This is a genomic window from Ferrovibrio sp., assembly GCF_965278975.1.
In the GTDB taxonomy this organism is placed as follows: Bacteria; Pseudomonadota; Alphaproteobacteria; order Ferrovibrionales; family Ferrovibrionaceae; genus Ferrovibrio.
In genome coordinates this window covers 4283580-4304091 of sequence record NZ_OZ257126.1, presented here as the reverse complement: position 1 = coordinate 4304091, position 20512 = coordinate 4283580, and the positions used below count along the sequence as shown (strand labels likewise).

General features: G+C 63.6%; 19 protein-coding genes. 15 read left to right on the top strand and 4 right to left on the bottom strand.

The features are described from left to right. Nucleotides 1–16 precede the first annotated feature (16 nt). Nucleotides 17–925 carry a glutathionylspermidine synthase family protein gene (locus ACQY7X_RS20740; RefSeq protein WP_428247396.1) on the bottom strand — a complete coding sequence of 303 codons (909 nt, stop codon included), beginning with the start codon at nt 923–925 and terminating at the stop codon, nt 17–19. A 175-nt stretch (nt 926–1100) separates the two neighbouring features. On the opposite strand from ACQY7X_RS20740, the gene ACQY7X_RS20735 reads away from it, so the two are divergent. The 10 genes from ACQY7X_RS20735 to ACQY7X_RS20690 all read left to right on the top strand — a co-directional run bounded on the left by ACQY7X_RS20735 (nt 1101) and on the right by ACQY7X_RS20690 (nt 10750). Further along, complete coding sequence (locus ACQY7X_RS20735; RefSeq protein WP_428247395.1) at nt 1101–1403, top strand: FtsB family cell division protein; 303 nt, start codon at nt 1101–1103, stop codon at nt 1401–1403. Between the two features lie 130 nt (nt 1404–1533). Next, on the top strand, nt 1534–2538 hold the full coding sequence (pdhA, locus tag ACQY7X_RS20730; protein WP_428247394.1) for a pyruvate dehydrogenase (acetyl-transferring) E1 component subunit alpha: 1005 nt from the start codon (nt 1534–1536) through the stop codon (nt 2536–2538). Nucleotides 2539–2559: 21 nt separating this feature from the next. Beyond that, complete coding sequence (locus ACQY7X_RS20725; protein WP_428247393.1) at nt 2560–3930, top strand: pyruvate dehydrogenase complex E1 component subunit beta; 1371 nt, start codon at nt 2560–2562, stop codon at nt 3928–3930. A gap of 11 nt (nt 3931–3941) precedes the next feature. Continuing rightward, nucleotides 3942–5246 carry a pyruvate dehydrogenase complex dihydrolipoamide acetyltransferase gene (locus tag ACQY7X_RS20720; RefSeq protein WP_428247392.1) on the top strand — a complete coding sequence of 435 codons (1305 nt, stop codon included), beginning with the start codon at nt 3942–3944 and terminating at the stop codon, nt 5244–5246. A 10-nt stretch (nt 5247–5256) separates the two neighbouring features. Continuing rightward, on the top strand, nt 5257–5955 hold the full coding sequence (locus ACQY7X_RS20715; protein ID WP_428247391.1) for an SDR family oxidoreductase: 699 nt from the start codon (nt 5257–5259) through the stop codon (nt 5953–5955). A gap of 24 nt (nt 5956–5979) precedes the next feature. Next, a complete protein-coding gene (gene lpdA / locus ACQY7X_RS20710) occupies nt 5980–7386 on the top strand; it encodes a dihydrolipoyl dehydrogenase (protein WP_428247390.1) in 1407 nt (468 codons plus the stop codon). A 52-nt stretch (nt 7387–7438) separates the two neighbouring features. Next, complete coding sequence (locus ACQY7X_RS20705) at nt 7439–7906, top strand: hypothetical protein (protein WP_428247389.1); 468 nt, start codon at nt 7439–7441, stop codon at nt 7904–7906. Continuing rightward, nucleotides 7903–8850 carry a lipoyl synthase gene (lipA, locus tag ACQY7X_RS20700; protein WP_428247388.1) on the top strand — a complete coding sequence of 316 codons (948 nt, stop codon included), beginning with the start codon at nt 7903–7905 and terminating at the stop codon, nt 8848–8850. Before ACQY7X_RS20705 ends, lipA begins: the two co-directional genes overlap by 4 nt. After that, nucleotides 8850–9287, top strand: a complete 438-nt coding sequence (locus ACQY7X_RS20695; protein WP_428247387.1) for a type II toxin-antitoxin system RatA family toxin — start codon at nt 8850–8852, stop codon at nt 9285–9287. The genes lipA and ACQY7X_RS20695 overlap by 1 nt, the downstream gene beginning before the upstream one ends. Nucleotides 9288–9319: 32 nt before the next feature. Then, nucleotides 9320–10750 (top strand): malonyl-CoA decarboxylase, encoded by a 1431-nt coding sequence (locus ACQY7X_RS20690; protein ID WP_428247386.1) that lies wholly within the window; start codon nt 9320–9322, stop codon nt 10748–10750. 102 nt (nt 10751–10852) lie between these two features. Here ACQY7X_RS20690 and ACQY7X_RS20685 read toward each other — a convergent pair whose 3' ends face one another. From ACQY7X_RS20685 to ACQY7X_RS20675, 3 genes are read right to left on the bottom strand one after another with little or no spacing between them, the layout of a single operon-like run. Then, nucleotides 10853–11350, bottom strand: coding sequence for a CinA family protein (locus tag ACQY7X_RS20685; RefSeq protein WP_428247385.1), 498 nt, complete (start codon nt 11348–11350; stop codon nt 10853–10855). 2 nt (nt 11351–11352) lie between these two features. Continuing rightward, complete coding sequence (locus ACQY7X_RS20680; RefSeq protein WP_428247384.1) at nt 11353–11805, bottom strand: phosphatidylglycerophosphatase A family protein; 453 nt, start codon at nt 11803–11805, stop codon at nt 11353–11355. Further along, nucleotides 11802–12983 (bottom strand): bifunctional 2-C-methyl-D-erythritol 4-phosphate cytidylyltransferase/2-C-methyl-D-erythritol 2,4-cyclodiphosphate synthase, encoded by a 1182-nt coding sequence (locus ACQY7X_RS20675; protein WP_428247383.1) that lies wholly within the window; start codon nt 12981–12983, stop codon nt 11802–11804. The genes ACQY7X_RS20680 and ACQY7X_RS20675 overlap by 4 nt, the downstream gene beginning before the upstream one ends. A 128-nt stretch (nt 12984–13111) precedes the next feature. On the opposite strand from ACQY7X_RS20675, the gene dusB reads away from it, so the two are divergent. From dusB to ACQY7X_RS20650, 5 genes are all read left to right on the top strand, one after another. Beyond that, nucleotides 13112–14098: a tRNA dihydrouridine synthase DusB gene (dusB, locus tag ACQY7X_RS20670; protein ID WP_428247381.1), complete on the top strand. Its 987-nt coding sequence runs from the start codon at nt 13112–13114 to the stop codon at nt 14096–14098. Nucleotides 14099–14130: 32 nt separating this feature from the next. Further along, nucleotides 14131–15237 carry a two-component system sensor histidine kinase NtrB gene (locus tag ACQY7X_RS20665; RefSeq protein ID WP_428247379.1) on the top strand — a complete coding sequence of 369 codons (1107 nt, stop codon included), beginning with the start codon at nt 14131–14133 and terminating at the stop codon, nt 15235–15237. Further along, nucleotides 15234–16682 carry a nitrogen regulation protein NR(I) gene (gene ntrC, locus ACQY7X_RS20660; RefSeq protein ID WP_428247377.1) on the top strand — a complete coding sequence of 483 codons (1449 nt, stop codon included), beginning with the start codon at nt 15234–15236 and terminating at the stop codon, nt 16680–16682. The genes ACQY7X_RS20665 and ntrC overlap by 4 nt, the downstream gene beginning before the upstream one ends. Nucleotides 16683–16755: 73 nt before the next feature. Beyond that, nucleotides 16756–19116 carry an ATP-binding protein gene (locus ACQY7X_RS20655; RefSeq protein WP_428247375.1) on the top strand — a complete coding sequence of 787 codons (2361 nt, stop codon included), beginning with the start codon at nt 16756–16758 and terminating at the stop codon, nt 19114–19116. Further along, entirely contained in the window at nt 19106–20494 is a 1389-nt protein-coding gene (locus ACQY7X_RS20650) for a sigma-54-dependent transcriptional regulator (RefSeq protein WP_428247373.1), read from the top strand. The genes ACQY7X_RS20655 and ACQY7X_RS20650 overlap by 11 nt, the downstream gene beginning before the upstream one ends. Nucleotides 20495–20512: the final 18 nt, after the last annotated feature.

The following is a 20512-nucleotide window of genomic DNA, read 5'->3' as shown; positions in this document are numbered from 1 at the left end:
GGTCTCTACTGGGGCGTCAGCCGGGTACGAAATGCGGGATCACCTGGCCGGTGGCCGGGTCGTGAATACCCAGGCCCGATGGCCTTGAGGCGATCATCCACATGCCGAGTATCGGCCCGCCCACGGGCGCGGGGCTGAGCAAGGCTTCCTCGCCATGGCGGCGGCGCAGCCAGGGCAGGAAGGCCGGGCTGGCGAGCAGCGCCTTCCAGGCCGGCTCGATCACCCGCACACCGCTCGGGCGCAGCAGGTTGGCGACCCGCAGATCCTGCCAGGGCCGTTGCACGCAGAGCCGGGTGATCGGGCGGCGCCACTGATCCAGCAGGCGGCGGCCATTCCAGGCCAGCTGGTCGGCGGCAATCGCCACCGCTTCGACACCGGCCTGCAAGGCGGTCTCGCGCAGATAGGTCAGCACCATCTGTTCGGATGGGGCAGCTTCAAGAAAATGCACGCGATGGCCATAGAGGCCGAAATGTCGCCAGGCTTGCACCAGGGTCTCATGAATCTGGTTGAACTGGCGGTCGTCGGGGCGGTGCCAGTCGCGCCATTCCGCCTGCAATACGCCAGCCTGGAGCAGGCCGCGCGGGGCCACCACATCGATGTCGAGCAGGCGTGGCACGCCATCGGCGGTGAGGGCGAAGTCGAGGCGGCCGATCAGGTTCTTGTCCTGCCGCGACCAGCTTTCCGCCGCCATGGCGATGACCGGTTCCTCCAGGCCGAATTCCGCCGGCACACCGGCCGTCAGCAACGCGGCCACGGCTTCCAGGGTCAGTTCCTCGACATGCGCGGCGGCGGCCTCAAGCTGGTCGATTTCGCCGGCGCTGAGGCTGTAGGCATCATTCAGCATCGGCCCGTCCGAATCGACCAGACCGAGCACGGCCTGGTGGCTCTGCCAATCGGGGTGCGGCGGGGTCTCGGCACGGCGCATGGCATGAGCATAGGCGGGTGTTGCAGGTTGCAAAAGCGGGTTTGCCGGCACGCCCAGGATTCAAACTCGGTGGAATCAGGCTAAGACTTTGACTCTCTGGCATGAATCGACGGTTATCACAGTTTTGTTGTTGACCCCGCGACTCGGATATGATTCGATTCAGGCCATGGGAGCTTTGCGCGAGATTAAACGTCACTCACTGGCCGCCATCGTGCCGGTGATCTGTTTTGCCACCATCGCCTATTTCGGCTATCACGCCGTGGAAGGCGAGCATGGGCTGAACGCCTATACCCGGCTCTCCGTGCAAATCCACGATACCAAGGCTGCCTTGGGCGAGATCACCGCCGAGCGTAAGCAGCTTGAGCGCCGCGTCACCCTGCTGCGCGCCAGTGGACTGGATGCCGACATGCTGGAAGAGCAGGCGCACCGCTCGCTCGGCCTGCTCGCGAACCGCGAATTGGTAATTCTCGGACGCTAGCAACGGCACTTTTCGACTGAAAATTTCGCCGATTAACCGACTTTTGGTTAAGTACCAGAAAGTCCTTGTTTTAACTTAATTTATCGCCATCCTGGCTCCCGGTTGAAGACATTTCCCGGGAGGAAATCCGATGGCGAAAAGCCCGAGCAAGGCCGCTGCTGCGCCCAAGCTGCCCGATGCCGACACGCTGCTTGGCTATTACCGCGACATGCTGCTGATCCGCCGCTTCGAGGAGAAGGCCGGCCAGCTTTACGGCATGGGCCTGATCGGCGGCTTCTGCCATCTCTATATCGGCCAGGAAGCAGTGGTGGTGGGTTTGCAGGCCTGCTCCAAGCAGGGCGATGCGGTGATCACCTCCTATCGCGATCACGGCCATATGCTGGCCTGCGGCATGGACCCGGGCGGCGTGATGGCCGAGTTGACCGGTCGCATCGGCGGCTATTCCAAGGGCAAGGGCGGCTCGATGCACATGTTCAGCCGCGAGAAGAATTTCTATGGCGGCCATGGCATCGTTGGCGCCCAGGTGCCGCTCGGCACCGGGCTGGCCTTCGCGCAGAAGTACAACAGCACTGACAATGTGACCTTCTGCTATTTCGGTGACGGCTCGGCCAACCAGGGCCAGGTCTATGAGAGCTTCAACATGGCGGAGCTCTGGAACCTGCCGGTGGTCTATGTAATCGAGAATAACCAGTATGCCATGGGCACCTCCCTGGCCCGCGCCTCGGCGCAGCCGGCGCTGTACAAGCGCGGCGAGAGTTTCGGCGTGCAGGGCCGTCAGGTCGATGGCATGAATGTGCTCGCCGTGCGCGAGGCGGGTGCCGAAGCCGTGGCGCAATGCCGCGCCGGCAAGGGGCCGGTCATTCTCGAAATGATGACCTACCGCTATCGCGGCCACTCGATGTCCGATCCGGCGAAGTACCGCTCGAAGGAAGAAGTGAACAAGATGCGCGCCGAGCATGATCCGATCGATCAGGTGCGCCAGATGCTGCTGGACAACAAGCTGTGCGACGAGGATGCGCTCAAGGCCATCGACAAGGAAGTGAAGGAAGTGGTGCAGAAGGCTGCCGATTTCAGCCAGAGCAGCCCCGAGCCCGATCCGTCGGAACTCTGGACTGACATCACGGTAGACGCCTGAGGCCGGGGAAGGGACATAACCATGGCTATTGAGATTCTGATGCCCGCCCTTTCGCCGACCATGACGGAAGGCAAGCTGTCGAAGTGGCTGATCAAGGAAGGCGACGAGGTAAAGGCCGGCCAGGTGATGGCTGAAATCGAAACCGACAAGGCGACGATGGAATTCGAAGCCGTCGATGAAGGCGTGCTGGAAAAGATTCTGATCGCTGAAGGCACCGAGGGCGTGGCGGTGAATACACCCATCGCGCTGCTGCGCGGCGAGGGCGAGGCAGCGGCCCCGGCTGCAGCCAAGGCGGCTCCTGCGCCGGCCGCGGCCCCTGTGGCGGCACCGGCGGCTGCGCCCGCTGTGGTGACCAGCCCGGCCAAGCCGGCCAAGGAACTGGCCGATCCCGATATTCCGCCGGGCACCGAGATGGTGACCATGACGGTGCGCGAAGCCTTGCGCGAAGGCATGTCGGAAGAGATGCGCCGCGACAAGAGTGTGTTCCTGATGGGCGAGGAAGTCGGCCAGTATCAGGGCGCCTACAAGATCAGTCAGGGCATGCTGGATGAATTCGGCCCGCAGCGCGTGATCGACACGCCGATCACCGAGATGGGCTTCACCGGCCTTGGTGTCGGCGCGGCTTTCGGCGGCCTGCGTCCCATCGTCGAATTCATGACCTTCAATTTCTCGATGCAGGCCATCGACCAGATCGTCAATTCGGCGGCCAAGACGCTCTACATGTCTGGCGGCCAGATGGGCTGCCCCATCGTGTTCCGTGGCCCGAACGGTGCCGCTGCCCGCGTCGCGGCGCAGCATAGCCAGTGCTATGCCGCGTGGTATTCGCATATCCCGGGCCTCAAGGTGGTGGCGCCCTACAGCGCCGCCGATTTCAAGGGCCTGATCAAGGCGGCGATCCGCGATCCGAATCCAGTGATTTTCCTGGAGAATGAGATTCTCTATGGCCGCAGCTTCGAGGTGCCGAAGCTCGATGATTATGTCGTGCCGATCGGCAAGGCGCGCATCGCTCGCGCCGGCAAGGATGTCACCCTGGTGGGCTATGCCATCTCGGTCGGCTATTGCCTGCAGGCCGCCGAAAAGCTGGCCGAGCAGGGCATCGAGGCCGAGGTGATCGACCTGCGCACCATCCGTCCGATGGATACCGCCACGATCATCGCATCGGTGCAGAAAACCAACCGTCTGGTGACGGTGGAAGAGGGCTTCCCGCAATCCGGCATCGGTGCCGAGATCGCCGCCCGGGTCATGGAGCAGGCTTTCGATCATCTCGATGCGCCGGTGCTACGTGTCACCGGCAAGGATGTGCCGATGCCCTATGCGGCCAATCTCGAAAAACTGGCCTTGCCAAGTGTGGCTGAAGTGATCGAGGCGGCGCGCGCCGTCTGCTATCGCTGAAGGAGCGCATCATGCCCATAGAAATCCTGATGCCCGCGCTGTCGCCGACCATGACGGAAGGCAAGCTGGCCAAGTGGCTGATCAAGGAAGGCGATACGGTCAAGGCTGGCGATGTGATGGCCGAGATCGAAACCGACAAGGCGACGATGGAGTTCGAAGCCGTAGATGAAGGCGTGCTGGAAAAAATCCTGATCGCCGAAGGCACCGAAGGCGTGGCGGTGAATACCCCCATTGCATTGCTGCGTGGCGAGGATGAGAAGCCCGGCGCTGCCCCGGCACCGAAAGCCGCGCCTGCCGCTGCTCCTGCAGCTGCCGCACCGGCTGCTGCTCCGGCCCCGAAGCCAGCGCCCGCTGCGGCAGCAGCATCTGCACCGGCATCTGCACCGGCCCATGGCGGCGAGCGCGTGTTCGCTTCACCGCTGGCGCGCCGCATTGCGGCGGATGCCAGTCTCGACCTCAAGGCGATTGCAGGATCCGGCCCGCATGGCCGCATCGTGAAGGCGGATGTTGAAGCCGCCAAGGCTGGCGGCGGCGCCAAGAAGGCCGCGCCGGCTGCTGCCGGTGCTCCGGCACCGAAGCCTGCCGTGCCGGCGCCGGCTGGCCCGGGCGCGCGCCAGCTTGCCGATCTGCTCAAGATGCCGTACCGCCTTGAGCCGCTGTCGATGATGCGCAAGACCATCGCCCGGCGCCTCACTGAGTCCAAGCAGACGGTGCCGCATTTCTATCTCACCATCGATTGCGAGCTGGATGAATTGCTCAGCCTGCGCACGCGGCTCAACGCCAAGGCGGAGAGCAAGATCAGCGTCAATGATTTCGTGGTCCGCGCCGTGGCCCTGGCACTGAAGAAGGTGCCGGCGGCCAATGGTTCCTACGACGAGACCGGCCTGATGTATTACGAGCATGCCGATATCTCGGTGGCGGTGGCGACGCCGAACGGCCTGATCACGCCCATCGTCAAGGCGGCGGAAGGCAAGGGGCTGGCGCAGATCGCCGCCGAAACCAAGGACCTCGCCGCCCGTGCCCGCGATGGCAAGCTGAAGCCGGAGGAATTCCAGGGCGGCACCTTCTCGGTGTCCAACCTCGGCATGTTCGGCATCAAGCAGTTTGCCGCCGTGATCAATCCGCCCCAGGGCTGCATCCTGGCGGTTGGTGCCGGCGAGCAGCGCGCGGTGGTGAAGAACGGCCAGTTGGCTGTCGCCACCGTGATGAGCTGCACGCTGTCGGTTGATCATCGCGTCGTCGATGGTGCCGTCGGCGCCGAATTCCTCCAGGTCTTCAAGAGCTATGTTGAAGACCCGCTGACCATGCTGCTGTGAGGCAATCGGTATGAGCAAAGTCGCGATTGTTACCGGTGCCGGCAAGGGCATGGGCGCCGGCATCCTCAAGCAATTGGCCGGCGAGGGCTACAAGGTCGCCGCCATGTCGCCTTCCGGTGCGGCCAAGACGCTGGCTGAAAGCCTCGGCGGCATCGGCCTTGCCGGCTCCAATGCGGTGACGGCGGATACCGAAGCACTGGTCAAGCTGACGCTTGATACCTATGGCCGCATCGATGCGGTGGTGAACAATACCGGCCATCCGCCGAAAGGCCCGTTGCTGGAAATCACCGACGACGCCTGGCTGCAGGGGTTCGAACTGGTGCATTTGAGCGTCGTGCGCATGCTGCGCCTGGTCACACCGGTGATGGAGCGCCAGGGCAGCGGTTCCATCGTCAACCTGTTGACCTATGCGACGCTGGAACCGGAAGCCGATTTCCCGGTCTCCGGTCCGGTGCGCGCCTCGCTGGCGGCTTTCACCAAGGTTTATGCCGACCAGTATGCACCCAAGGGCATCCGCATCAACAATGTGCTGCCGGGCTTTATCGACAGCCTGCCGGAAAAGGCCGAGCGCAAGGCGCGCATTCCGATGCAGCGTTATGGCCGCGTGGCGGAAATCGCGGGCGCGGTGAGCTTCCTGCTGTCTGACGCCGCTGGCTACATCACCGGGCAGAATCTGCGCGTGGATGGCGGCATCACCCGGTCCCTTTAGTACAGAGCCCTCTAGGAGAGAGCCATGAGCGACACGCAATTCGATGTCATCGTCGTCGGCAGCGGTCCGGGCGGCTACACCACGGCGATCCGCGCCACGCAGCTTGGCTTCAAGACCGCGGTGATCGAGCGCGAGCATCTCGGCGGCATCTGCCTGAACTGGGGCTGTATCCCCACCAAGGCGCTCCTGCGCTCGGCGGAAATCTATTCCCACATCAAGCATGCCGAGGCTTTCGGCCTCAAGGTTGAAGGCAAGGTCACGATTGACGGGCCGAAGATCGTCGAACGCTCGCGCAAAGTGGCGGCGCAGCTTTCCGGCGGCGTGAAGCACCTGATGAAGAAGAACAAGATCACGGTGTTCGACGGCCATGGCGCCTTGAACGGCCCCGGGAAACTGAAGGTGACAAAGGACGGCAAGCCGGTGGCGGACCTGACCGCCAAGCACATCATCCTGGCGACCGGCGCGCGGGCGCGCTCGCTGCCCGGTCTGGAGCCGGATGGCAAGCTGGTCTGGACCTACAAGGAAGCCATGGTGCCGCAGGCCATGCCGAAGTCGCTGCTGGTGGTCGGTTCCGGCGCCATCGGCATCGAATTCGCGAGCTTCTACCGCACGCTTGGCGCCGAAGTGACGGTGGTAGAGGTGATGGACCGCGTGCTGCCGGTGGAGGATGAGGAAATCTCCGCCCTGGCCAAGAAGGCTTTCGAGAAGCAGGGCATGAAAATCCATCTCGGCACCACGGTGACCGCGCTGAAGAAGGGCGGCGATACCGTCACCGCCACGCTGAAGGACAAGGCTGGCAAGGAAACCGCCGTCACGGTCGAGCGCGTCATCCTCGCCGTCGGCATCGTCGGCAATGTCGAGAATATCGGCATCGAAGGCACCAAGGTGAAGGTGGATCGCACCCATATCGTGGTGGATGAATACAGCCGCACCGATGAGCCGGGCGTCTATGCCATCGGCGACCTTACCGGCCCGCCCTGGCTGGCGCACAAGGCCGGCCATGAGGGCGTGATCTGCGTCGAGAAGATCGCCGGCCTCAAGGATGTGCATCCGCTCAATACCTCGAACATTCCGGGCTGCACCTATTGCTCGCCGCAGATCGCCTCGGTTGGCCTCACCGAAGCGGCGGCCAAGGCCAAGGGCCATGAGGTGCGCGTCGGCCGTTTCCCGTTCCTGGCCAATGGCAAGGCGATTGCGCTGGGCGAGCCGGAGGGCTTGGTGAAAACCGTGTTCGACGCCAAGACCGGCGAATTGCTCGGCGCTCATATGATCGGTGCGGAAGTGACCGAGATGATCCAGGGCTTCGGCATAGCCAAGACGCTCGAAACCACCGAGGCGGAACTGATGCATGCCGTGTTCCCGCATCCGACTTTGAGCGAAATGATGCATGAGTCGGTACTGGATGCCTATGGCAAGGTATTGAATTTCTAGGGATTTCTGCTGGTATCGCAGGCTTGGGCGCAACGTGCTATCTAAGTGAGTCATGAAAGAGCATTTCCTGCGCAAGCTGGCGGAGATCGAAAAGCGCAACGCCCAGACCACGGATGACCAGGAGCGCCTGGCTCATGCCAAGGCGCGGCGTGAGCGCGAGGACTTCGACCGGCTGGGGCTGCATCTCGATACCGTGGCGATGCCGCCATTCCTGGCTTTCGCCGAGGCTTTGGCCGAACGTCGGATAGTCGTGAAGCCGCGCTTCGATGCCGGTATGTTTGAGCGTGCCACCGAATTGCCGCCGCTGGCGGAAGTGGTGGTGGAGCGCAGCAATGGCAAGCATTACGCGCTTTCCTATCGCCTCGACGGCGCTAGTTATGTGATGCGGCTGTCGCTGGGCAGTACGGAGCGCAAGGCGATCCTGCCGCCGGCCCGCCTGACCGCCACAAGGCTGCGCGGCGACCTGGATGTGCTGCTGGAAGCCGTGCTGGCGCCCGAGAGTAGCGTGAGGAAATCGTGACTGAAGTAACGTCGCAATTGCGTCATCCTGAGAAAGCCCACAAGCCGGATACGCCCGTGCTGCGCAAGCCGGAATGGATCCGCGCCAAGGCGCCGACCTCGCCGGAAGTGGCCGAGACGCGCAAGCTGATGCGCGACCTGAAGCTCAACACCGTGTGCGAGGAAGCGGCCTGCCCGAATCTCGGCGAATGCTGGAAGCAGAAGCACGCCACCGTGATGATCCTCGGTGCCGTCTGCACCCGCGCCTGCGCCTTCTGCAATGTCGCCACCGGCAAGCCGGTCGGCATTGACCACGATGAGCCGGAGCATGTCGCCGAAGCTGTCGGCAAGCTCGGCCTGCATCATGTGGTGATCACCTCGGTGGACCGCGACGACCTGGCCGATGGCGGCGCGAAGCATTTCGTGCGCACCATCCAGGCGATCCACCGTGCCTCGCCGGATACCACGGTTGAAGTGCTCACCCCGGATTTCCTGCGCAAGCCCGGCGCTATCGAGGCGGTGGTGGAAGCCAAGCCCGATGTCTACAATCACAATCTCGAAACCGTGCCGCGCCTGTATCCGACGATCCGGCCGGGCGCGCGCTACTTCGCCTCGCTGCAACTGCTCGCCCGCGTGCGCGAGCTTGATCCGGCGATCTTCACCAAGTCTGGCCTGATGGTTGGCCTGGGCGAGGAGAAGCTGGAACTGATGCAGGTGATGGATGACCTGCGCGTGGCGGATGTGGATTTCCTTACCCTCGGCCAGTATCTGCAGCCGACCCGCAAGCATGCGGCGGTGGCACGCTTCGTCCCCCCCGCGGAATTCCTGGAATTCAAGACGCTGGGTCTCGCCAAGGGCTTCCTGCGTGTTGCGTCGTCGCCGATGACGCGCTCGTCGCATCATGCCGGCGAGGATTTCGCCGCGCTGAAAGCTGCCCGTCTCGCCAAGCTGGCTGCTGCGGAATAATGCCGACCCATGCCGAGAAGCGGGTGCTGCCGTATCGCCCGGACCAGCTTTACGACCTGGTGGCCGCTGTCGAGCATTACCCGACCTTCCTGCCCTGGTGTATCGGCGCCCGTATCCGCGAGCGTAGCGAGGCCCTGCTGGTGGCCGACCTGATCATCGGCTTCAAGATGTTTCGCGAGCGTTTCACCTCGCGCGTGACGCTGGACCCGACCAAGCAGCGCATCGATGTCGCCTATAGCGACGGGCCGTTCAAATACCTGCGCAACCACTGGATATTCCACCCGCATCCACAGGGCTGCGAGATCGAGTTCTTTGTCGATTTCGAGTTCCGCAACCGCATCCTGCAAAAGACGATAGAATTACTGTTCAGTGAAGCCGTGCGGCGCATGGTCGCGGCTTTTGAAACCCGCGCCGAGGCATTATACGGTAAGAAGTAAGCGTCCCGCCCACCGAACGATGGGAGTCCGCCATGCTTGCCCTGCCGCCGGCCGCCGGCAACCTGCTTTCCAGCACCCTGATCGAGAAGGGCCTCCGGGGCCTGCGCGATGCCTGGCGCGGCATTTCCGGCAGCGAAGCCAGCCTGGGCCGCGATGGCGCACTGGGGCCGAAAGACCGCGAGCGGCTGCTGGCCTTGTTCCGCGATTGCCTGGAAGAACGCGGCGGCGAAGTGACGGCGCGGGCCCGCGCCGCTTCGCTGGGGCGGCTCTATCTCGGTTTGAACGAAGAAGGCCGGCTCGCTTTCCTGCAGGCTCTGGCGAGTGATTTCGGCGCGGCACCATCAGGTGTCGAAAGCGCCATCGATGCCGTGTTGAAAGCCGATGATCCAGTGACACGACACAAGGCCGAGCGCCGGCTGCGCCTGTCGCTGACACCGGCACGGCATCGGCTGCTGACGCAGTTCACGGCTTTGCCGCAGGGCGTGAAATTCCTGGTCGACATGCGGGCCGATGCCAACCGCTTCACCAGGCAGGCACCGGAATTGGCGATCCTCGATGCCGACCTGGAGGATCTGTTCGCGGCCTGGTTCGATATCGGCTTCCTAGAATTGCAGCGCATCACCTGGAACAGCCCGGCCGCCTTGCTGGAAAAGCTGATCGCCTACGAGGCGGTACATGCCATCGAAAGCTGGGATGATCTGCGCAACCGGCTGGATAGCGACCGCCGCTGCTATGCCTTCTTCCATCCGCGCATGCCGCTGGAACCGCTGATCTTCGTGGAAGTGGCGCTGGTGCGCGGCATTGCCGGCAATGTGCAGGCATTGCTGGATCAGAGCCAGCCGGTGCTGGAGGCCGCCGCCGCCGATACCGCGATCTTCTATTCAATCTCGAACACGCAGGTTGGCCTGCGCGGCATTTCCTTTGGCAACTTCCTGATCAAGCGCGTGGTTGATGACCTGAGCCGCGAATTGCCAAACCTGAAAACCTTCTCGACGCTGTCGCCCATTCCGGGTTTCCGCTCCTGGCTCAAGGAAGCCATCGCCGAAGGTTTGCCCAATGTGGTGAAGAGTGCGGAACGCGATACGCTGTCGGCTGCGCTCGGCAAGCGTTTCTCCAAGGGCATGCTGCCGGAAATCCTGGCAGATAATGCCTGGGCGGATAATGAGGAACTGGCGGCGGCGCTCAAGGCGCCGCTGCTGCGGCTTGGCGCGCGTTACCTGCTCACCGCACAGAGCAAAGGCAAGCCGCGGGATCCCGTTGCGCGCTTCCACTTGAGTAATGGTTCACAGGTGCATCGCCTCAACTGGCTCGGCGACCGCTCGAAGAAGGGCTTCAAGGAATCCGCTGGCCTGATGGTGAATTATCTCTACCGGCTAGATGAGATCGATGCCAACCATGAACGCTTCGTGCGTGATGGCAGCATCGCCGCTTCGGGTGAAGTAAAACGCCAGGCGGATATATAAATCCATTCGTCATGCCCTGCGTAGGCAGGGCATCCACGCGTTGTTTTTTTATAAATGCATGAAAGAACTCGTGGATGGTCCGCCTGCGCGGACCATGATGGTTTACTGGGCGGCCGCCACCGCTTCCATTGCCATGGTGAGTGCATCGCGCACCGTGGCCAGGCGCACCTTGCCGCGGCCGATATCGCCGTAATCCATCTGCGCGTGGCGCGTTTCCTCGCCCTTGCGCGCCACCGCGATATGCACACGGCCGGCGGGTTTGCGGCCCGAGGCGCCGGGGCCGGCAACGCCGGTGCAGGCAATGGCGATATCGGCGAGACTGCGGCGCAGCGTGCCTTCCGCCATGGCGCGGGCCACCGGCTCCGAGACGGCGCCGTGGCCGGCAACGATTTCCGCCGGCACGCCGATGCTGGCCGACTTGGCTTCATTTGAATAGGTGACGAAACCGCGCTCGAATACATCGGACGAGCCGGCGATCTCGGTCAGCGTGGCGGAGATCAGGCCGCCGGTGCAGCTTTCAGCCGTGGCGAGCTTCAGCTTGCGCTCGCGGCAGGCTTGCAGCAGGGCTTCGGCGAGGCGGAGATTTTCGTCAGTCAGCATCGTTACCACCAGTAATGCACGAGTAGCGCCATGGCGATGGCGCCATAAATCGCCGCCAGCACATCATCGAGGAATACACCGGCGGTGCCGGAGAGTGTGCCATCGGCCCAGGAGGCCGGCCAGGGCTTGGTGATGTCCAGCACGCGGAACAGCACGAAGCCGATGGCGTAGAGCAGCAGATCGGGCGGCACGAACAGCAGCACCAGCCATTGCCCGGCCACTTCGTCGATGACGATTTCCTGCGGGTCCTCGCCTGGCCAGCGGTGCAGGAAGTCGGTGATCGACCACCAGGCAATGGCGCAGATCACCAGAAAGCCGATGCCGAGCGCCAGCGGGCCGCCCAGGCTTTGCAGCACCCATGCAAAGGGCAGGGCGCCGAGCGAGCCCCAGGTGCCGGGCGCCTTTGGCAGCTTGCCGAGGCCGAACCAGGTGGCGAGGAGGAAGCTGAGACTCACAGCGGCAGCCGGATGGTGGCAAGTGCCTGCGCCGCGATGCCTTCGCGCCGGCCGGTGAAGCCAAGGCCTTCCGTGGTGGTGGCCTTCACCGCCACGCGGCCAGTATCCAGGTGGCAGATTTCGGCGATGCGTGCGCGCATGGCTTCGCGATGCGGGCCGATCTTCGGCGCTTCGCAGATGAAGGTGAGATCGAGATGGGCGATGACGCCGCCGCGCGCCGCCACCAGTTCGGCGGCATGCTGCAGGAAGCGGTCGGAGGCGGCGTTCTTCCAGCGCATGTCGCTGGGCGGGAAATGCTTGCCGATATCGCCATCGGCCAACGCGCCGAGAATGGCATCGGTCAGCGCGTGCAGGCCGACATCGGCATCGGAATGGCCGGCCAGCGACCGGCTATGCGGCACCTCGATGCCGGCCAGCATCAGCTTGCGCCCCGGTTCGTCGCCAAAGGCATGCACATCATAGCCCTGGCCCATGCGGATATCGGCAAGGCCAAGCAGTAACTGCCGTTCGGCGCGGGCAAAATCGCCGGGTTCCGTCAGCTTGAAGTTTTCTTCTTCGCCAAGCACCAGCTGCACTGCCAGGCCAGCCTGTTCAGCCACCGCCGCATCGTCGGTCAGGTTTGCAGCCGAAGCAGTGCGGTGGGCGTCGAGGATGGCGCCGAAATGAAATGCCTGAGGGGTCTGGGCACGCCACAGGCCGCTGCGGTCGGCGCCGCCCTGGATCAGGCCATCTTGCCCTGCGGCGCGTTTCAGCGTATCCACCACCGGCACCGCGAGGATCGCGCCCGGGCTCTGGCCCAGGGCGGTGAGCAGGCGGTCAATGGCGGCGGCCTTCAGGAAGGGCCGGGCGGCATCATGGATCAGCACGGTGGCGGGCGGTTCAGGCAGGGCGTTCAGGGCCTCAAGGCCCAGGCGTGTCGACTCCTGCCGGGTTTCGCCGCCAAAACAGGCAGCGGCCAATTTTTCAGCAGACGGCAGCCCCTGTATCGCCGCATGATAGAGGTCTTGGTCGTTGGGGTGGATCACCACCTGCACCTTGCCGATGGCCGGATGGGCGAGGCAGGCAAGCAGGCTGTGCCGCAGCACAGGTATTCCACCAAGATATTGGTATTGCTTGGGGATTCCGCCGCCGGCGCGAAGGCCGCGGCCCCCGGCGACGATCAGGGCGGCATGTTTCATGGCCGGCACCCTAACCGAGGCGGGGCGGGTCTGGCAAATCGTAGGGGAGCGCTGGAATCATGTTGCAGCGCAGTAAAAACCCCAGTAATATGGTCAACAAGTGGGCAGCTAAGGCTGATGTCTAAAAAATGAGCATAGAAATTGGTTCGGTGAAGATCGAGGATCCGGTGATCCTTGCGCCGATGTCTGGCGTGACGGATTTGCCGTTCCGCCGGTTGGTCAAGCGCTCCGGTGCCGGCCTCGTCGTGTCCGAGATGATTGCCTCGGAGGCGATGGTGCGCGCCTCGCGCCAGTCGCTGAAGATGGCCGAGAACACGCCTGAGGAATTCCCGCTCTCGATGCAGCTTGCCGGCTGCGAGGGCCATGTCATGGCCGAAGCGGCGAAGCTGAACGAGGACAAGGGCTTCGCCATCATCGACATCAACATGGGCTGCCCGGTGAAGAAGGTGGTGAATGGCTATGCCGGTTCCGCGCTGATGCGCGACCTGGATCATGCCAAGACCCTGATCACCGCCACGGTGAATGCCGTGAAGTTGCCCGTGACCTTGAAGATGCGCACTGGCTGGGATGAGCAGAGCCGAAACGCGCCGGAACTTGCCCGCATCGCCGAGGGCGAGGGCATCAGGATGCTCACCGTGCATGGCCGCACCCGCTGCCAGATGTATAACGGCCGCGCCGATTGGGGCTTCGTGCGTCGCGTGAAGGAAGCCGTGTCGATCCCGGTGATCGTGAACGGCGATATCACCACGCTGGAAGAGGCCCGTGCCGCGCTGGATCAATCCGGCGCCGATGGCGTGATGATCGGCCGCGGCGCCTATGGCCGCCCGTGGTTCCTGGCCCAGGTGATGGAGTATCTGCGCAGCGGCAAGGTGTTGGCCGATCCGAGCCTGGAAGAGCAGGAGCGCATCGTGCTGGAGCATTACGATGCGATGCTGGAATTCTACGGCTTGCAGACCGGCGTGAAGATCGCGCGCAAGCATGTCGCCTGGTATTCCAAGGGCCTGCCGGGCTCGGCGGATTTCCGCACCCGCATCATGCAGATCGAGCAGCCGGATGATGTGCGCCGTGCCGTGCGCGACTTCTACGCGCCGCAGCTCGACCGGTTGGCGGCGTGACCGCGATGCCCGAGACCGCCGAAAAACGCAGTATGCTTGATCCTTCCCTGGTGCTGGGCGCCATCCCCAATCCGATCCTCGTGCTGGATGGCAGCGGCGATATTGGCTATGCCAATCCCGCTGCCGAGCAGTTCTTCGATTCCGGCCAGGCGGTGCTGAACCGGCAGAATATCCGCGACGTGGTGCCGTTCGGCAGCCCGATCCTGGAACTGGTGAGCCAGGTGCAGCGCGACCGCTATGTCGTGTCGGAATACGATGTCGATCTTGGCTCGCCGCGTCTGGGTGAACGCCTGGTCGACGTGCAGGTTTCGCCGGTGCCGGAGAAAGAGGATTTCGTCATCCTGCGGCTGGACGAGCGCAGCATGGCGGCCAAGATCGACCGCCAGTTGACGCATCGCGGTGCCGCCCGCTCGGTCACCGGCATGGCCGCGATCCTGGCGCATGAAGTGAAGAATCCGCTGTCCGGTATCCGTGGCGCGGCGCAGCTTCTGGAAGCCAGCGTCAATCAGGCAGACCGCGAATTGACGCGCCTGATCTGCGATGAAGCCGACCGCATCTGTGCCCTGGTTGATGGCATGGAAGTGTTCTCCGACAAGCGCCCGATCGAGCGCGGCCCGGTGAATATCCATCAGGTGCTGGAGCATGTGCGCCGCGTGGCGCAGGCCGGTTTTGGCAAGAATGTGCGCTTCATCGAACGCTATGACCCGTCGTTGCCGCCGGTCTATGGCAACCGCGATCAACTGGTGCAGATATTCCTCAATCTGGTGAAGAACGCTGCCGAAGCCATCGATGGCGATCCGGGGGGCGAGATCATTCTCACCACCGCCTACCGCCATGGCGTGCGTTTGGCGGTGCGTGGCTCGCGTGATCGTCTGCATCTGCCTTTGGAAGTGACGGTGCAGGATAATGGCCCCGGCGTGCCCGAGGATATCCGGCCTTACCTGTTTGACGCATTTGTGACCACCAAGCCGCAGGGTTCTGGCCTGGGCCTTGCATTGGTGGCGAAGATTATCGGCGACCATGGCGGCGTTATCGAATGTGATAGCCGTCCCCGCCGTACGGTGTTTAGTGCGCGGCTGCCGGTCCATACCACTGCGGTGGATGCGATCACGGCAGACGAAATTGGAGAGCAGGCATGAGCAACAAAGGTACGATCCTGGTCGCAGACGATGATCGCTCGATCAGGACCGTGCTGGACCAGGCTTTGGGCCGGGTCGGCTATCAGGTGCGTTCCACCGGCAATGCAGCCACGCTGTGGCGCTGGACCTCGGAAGGTGAGGGCGACCTGATCATCACCGATGTGGTGATGCCGGATGAGAATGGCCTCGACCTGTTGCCGCGCATCAAGCGGATCCGGCCGGATCTGCCGATCATCGTGATGAGCGCGCAGAAAACCCTGCTTACCGCCGTGAAGGCAGCCGAGCGCGGCGCCTATGATTATCTGCCCAAGCCCTTCGATCTCAAGGAATTGCTGCGCGTCGTCGAACGCGCGCTGAGCCAGCCGAAGGCGATGCCGTCGGAAGCCACCGAGGCGGCCAATGACGAGGAAAAGCTGCCGCTGATCGGCCGCTCGCCCTCGATGCAGGAAATCTACCGTGTCATGGCGCGCCTGATGGGCACCGACCTGACGGTGCTGATTTCGGGCGAGAGCGGCACCGGCAAGGAACTGGTGGCGCGCGCGCTGCACGATTACGGCAAGCGTCGTAACGGTCCCTTCGTGGCCATCAACATGGCGGCGATTCCGCGCGAGCTTATCGAGTCCGAACTCTTCGGCCATGAGAAGGGTGCCTTTACCGGCGCCAATGCGCGCTATGCCGGCCGCTTTGAGCAATCCGAAGGCGGCACGCTGTTCCTGGACGAAATCGGCGACATGCCGATCGAGGCACAGACCCGTCTGCTGCGCGTGCTGCAGCAGGGTGAATACACCACTGTTGGCGGCCGGACCGCGATCCGTACCGATGTGCGTATCGTTGCCGCCACCAACCGCGATCTGCGCCAGCTGGTGAACCAGGGTCTGTTCCGCGAGGATTTGTTCTATCGCTTGAATGTCGTGCCGCTGCGTCTGCCGCCGTTGCGCGAGCGTGGCGAGGATATCCCGGACCTGGTGCGGCATTTCCTTAACCAGGCCCATGCCCAGAGCCTGCCGCTCAAGACTGTGTCGCCGGAAGCCATGGAGCGACTGCGCCGCTACCGCTGGCCGGGTAATGTGCGCGAGCTGGAAAACCTGGTCCGCCGTCTCGCCGCGCTCTATGCCGAGGATGTTATCGGCGTCGAGGTGATCGAAAACGAACTGGCCGAGCCGCCCCAGGCTGCCCGTGCGCCGGAGCCGAACGAGGAAGAAACCCTCGCTGGTGCCATCGAACGCCATATCACCAAGTATTTCGCCGCCCATGGCGACGACCTGCCGCCCAACGGCCTGTATGACCGGATGCTGCGTGAACTGGAAATCCCGCTGATCTCTCTCAGCTTGGCAGCCACCCGGGGCAATCAGATCAAGGCCGCCTCGATGCTGGGTCTGAACCGCAATACGCTGCGCAAGAAGATCCGCGACCACAACATCCAGGTCATCCGTGGTCTGAAATAGGCCGCCGGGCAGGCTTGCTTGGCCGGGCCCGCTGATTAACAGGCGCCACCGGCTGGTATAGACTGTCCAGCCAATGAGCCTGGACCCTGCCGTAAACGATCCGTCCGCCGAGACCGCCGGGGTAGCCCCTGGCGTGCAGCTCTGGCGTCGCCTGATGGCCTGGATCGACCGCCACCGGGTGCTGCGCTATGTCGAGATCGCGGTCGCGGTTTCAGCCCTGGCGCTGGGCATCGTCACCTATGTGGCGATGACGCCGGGCGCCATGCGCGAACTGAGTCCGCGCGAAATCCAGTTCATGCTGCTTTCCGACCTGGTGGCCCTGCTGGCGCTGATCGCCGTGGTGGCGCGCCGCCTGGTGATGCTGTGGATGGATCGCCGCCGTGGAGCCGCCGGCTCGCGCCTGCATGCCCGCCTGGTGGTGATCTTTGCCGTTTTGTCATCGCTGCCGGCGGTGCTGATGTCGGTATTCGCCGTGCTGTTTTTCAGCCTGGGGCTGCAGACCTGGTTCAGCGACCGCGTCAACACTGCCGTGAAAGCCTCCGTGGCGGTGGCGGAAGCCTATTCCCAGGAGCACCGCAAGACCATCCGTGCCGACATGCTTGGTATGGCAGTGGATATCAACCGTGACGCGCCGCGTCTGGCGCGCAACCCGATCCTGTTCCAGCAGGCGGTGCTTACCCTGGCACGGCTGCGCGGCCTGGGCGAAGCCATGGTATTCACCTCGACGCGGGAAATCCTGGCTCAGACACGGCTCGGCATGCAGTTCGATCTCGACCAGATCACTGACCCCATGCTGCTGGATGCCGCCAACGGCCAGCTGGTTTTCATCGCGGCTGATTCCGATGAACGTGTGCGCGGCTTGATGAAGCTGGATGGCTTCGTTGATGCCTTCCTTTATGTCGGCCGCTTTATCGATCCGCAGGTGGTGGCGAATCTGGACCGTACCCGTGCGGCGGCGGCGCAGTATAACCGCCTGGAGCAGGAACGTTCCGGCCTGGAAGTCCGCTTCGCCGGCTTGTTCATCCTGGTATCGCTGCTGCTGCTGCTGGCCTCGATCTGGCTCAGCCTCACCATCGCCACCCGGTTGGCAACACCGATCGGCGAGGTGGTGTCGGCGGCGGAACGCATCAGTACCGGTGAACTGGGGGTGCGCGTCACCGAGCGGCCGGGTGAAGATGAGATCGGCAATCTGGGGCGCGCCTTTAATCGCATGACCGGGCAGCTTGCGGCGCAACAGGCACAGCTTATCAGCGCCAACCGCCAGCTTGACGAGCGTCGCCGTTTCACCGAGACGGTGCTGGCTGGTGTCTCTGCCGGCGTCATCGGCGTAGACATGGGCGGCAAGGTCACGTTGCCGAATCCCTCGGCCCTGCATCTGCTGGCCACTGGATTTGACGATGTGGTGGGCAAGACATTCACCGAGGTGGCGCCTGAGATGACGCCACTCTTTCTACAACTTCGGGATAATCCAGCAGAGCAGGTGGCGCGCGGCCAGGTGGTGGTGCAGCGAGGAGAAGCCGCCCGTACCCTGCTGGTCCGTGTGGCCCGCGAGATCACGGGCAATGAATTGCTGGGCTATGTCGTCACTTTCGATGACGTAACGGAACTGGTGGCGGCACAGCGTAATGCCGCCTGGGCCGATATCGCCCGCCGCATTGCCCATGAGATCAAGAACCCGCTCACCCCGATCCAGCTTTCCGCCGAACGGCTGAAGCGGAAATACCTCAAGGAAGTGAGTACCGATCCCGAAATCTTCGCGCAATGCACCGATACCATCATCCGCCAGGTAGGCGATATCGGCCGCATGGTGGATGAATTCTCCGACTTTGCCCGCATGCCGCGTCCGGTCTACCGCGAGGAAGACCTGACTCAGATCGTGCGTCAGGCGGTATTCATGCAGCAGGTGGCGCGCGGCGATGTCGGTTTCGACAGCCGCTTCCCGGCTGATCCGGTGCTGCTGAAATGCGATGCGCGCCAGATCGCCCAGGTGCTGACCAATGTGTTGCAGAATGCGCTGGATGCCATCGATGGCCGCGAACGGCTCGATGATACAGCATTGCCGCCGGGCCGTATCCGGATCGAATTGCGGCTGGAGCAGACCGAGGCGCAGCTGCTGATCTGTGATAACGGCAAGGGGCTGCCGGTGGAACTGCGCGGCCGGCTGTTCGAACCTTATGTGACCACCCGCGTCAAAGGTACCGGCCTCGGCCTTGCCATCGTGAAGAAGATCATTGAGGAGCATGGCGGCCAGATCACCCTGGAGGATGCCCGGGCGTTTGATCCGGAAGCGAAAAGTGGTAGTTTGGCGCGGATTCGACTGCCGCTCGTGCTTACTATCGGGCAGCAGCAGGAAAGCGGCAGCGGGCCGGCGGATACCACGAAGCACACCGAGACGACGAAGCAGATGGTTGGCGTGAGCGGTCATGGCGCGTGATATTCTGATCGTTGATGACGAAGCGGATATCCGCAACCTGATCGGCGGCATCTTAGAGGATGAGGGCTACGAAACCCGCATGGCCGGCGATTCAGACGCCGCCTTGCGCGAAGTTGATTCCCGCCGCCCCAGCGCCGTGATCCTGGATATCTGGCTGCAGGGCAGCAGGCTGGATGGCCTGGAAATCCTCGACCGCATCGCCCGCGACCATCCCAATGTGCCGGTGATCATCATTTCCGGCCATGGCAATATCGAAACCGCCGTCTCGGCGATCAAGCGTGGCGCCTACGACTATATCGAGAAGCCGTTCAAGAGCGACCGCCTGCTGCTGCTGGTGGAGCGCGCCCTGGAGCAGGCCCGCCTGCGCCGTGAGAACGAGGAATTGCGCCAGCGCTCGGGCAGCATCACCGAGATGATCGGTCATTCGCCGGCGATCAATGCACTGCGCCAGGCAGTGGAACGCGTGGCGCCGAGCAACAGCCGCGTGCTGATTTCCGGTCCGCCGGGTTCCGGCAAGGAACTGGTGGCGCGGCTGATGCACGCCCGCTCGCGCCGTGCCGGTGGCCGTCTGGTGGTGCTCAACGCGGCGGCGATGACGCCGGACCGGATGGAAACCGAACTGTTCGGTGTCGAAGAGGCGGCTGGCGGCTCGCATCGCGTCGGTGTGTTGGAAGAAGCCCATGGTGGCACGCTGTTCCTGGATGAAGTGGCCGACATGCCGCTGGAAACCCAGGCCAAGATCCTGCGGGTGCTGACCGAGCAGAGTTTCGAACGCGTTGGTGGCCGTACCCGGGTGCAGGTGGATGTGCGCGTGGTCAGCGGCACCAGCCATGATCTTGCCGCCCGCGTGCAGCAGGGCCTGTTCCGGCAGGACCTCTATCATCGCCTCAACGTGGTGCCGCTGAAGGTGCCTGCCTTGCGCGACCGCCGCGAGGATATTCCTGAACTCGCCAAGTATTTCGTCAAGTTCGAGGCGCAGCGCCAGGGCGTGCCGGAGCGCGAACTGGCCGAGGACGCCCTGCTGGCGCTGCAATCGGCGGAATGGCCGGGCAATGTGCGCGAACTGCGCAATGCCGTGGCGCGGCTGCTGATCATGATGCCGGGCGAGCAGCGCGGCGCTATTCATGCCGACATGCTGCCGGCCGATCTTGGCGCCACGCCGCCGGTGGCGTTGCGGCCAGAGACCACCACGGAAGTGATGGCGCTGCCGTTGCGTGATGCACGCGAGGTGTTCGAGCGCGAATACCTGCTGGCGCAGATCACCCGCTTCGGCGGCAATGTCTCGCGCACCGCCAGCTTCATCGGCATGGAGCGTTCCGCGCTGCATCGCAAGCTCAAGGCGCTCGGCGTTGCCAATCTCGACCGCAACGGCAGCTAGGCCATGAAGGCCCCCGCA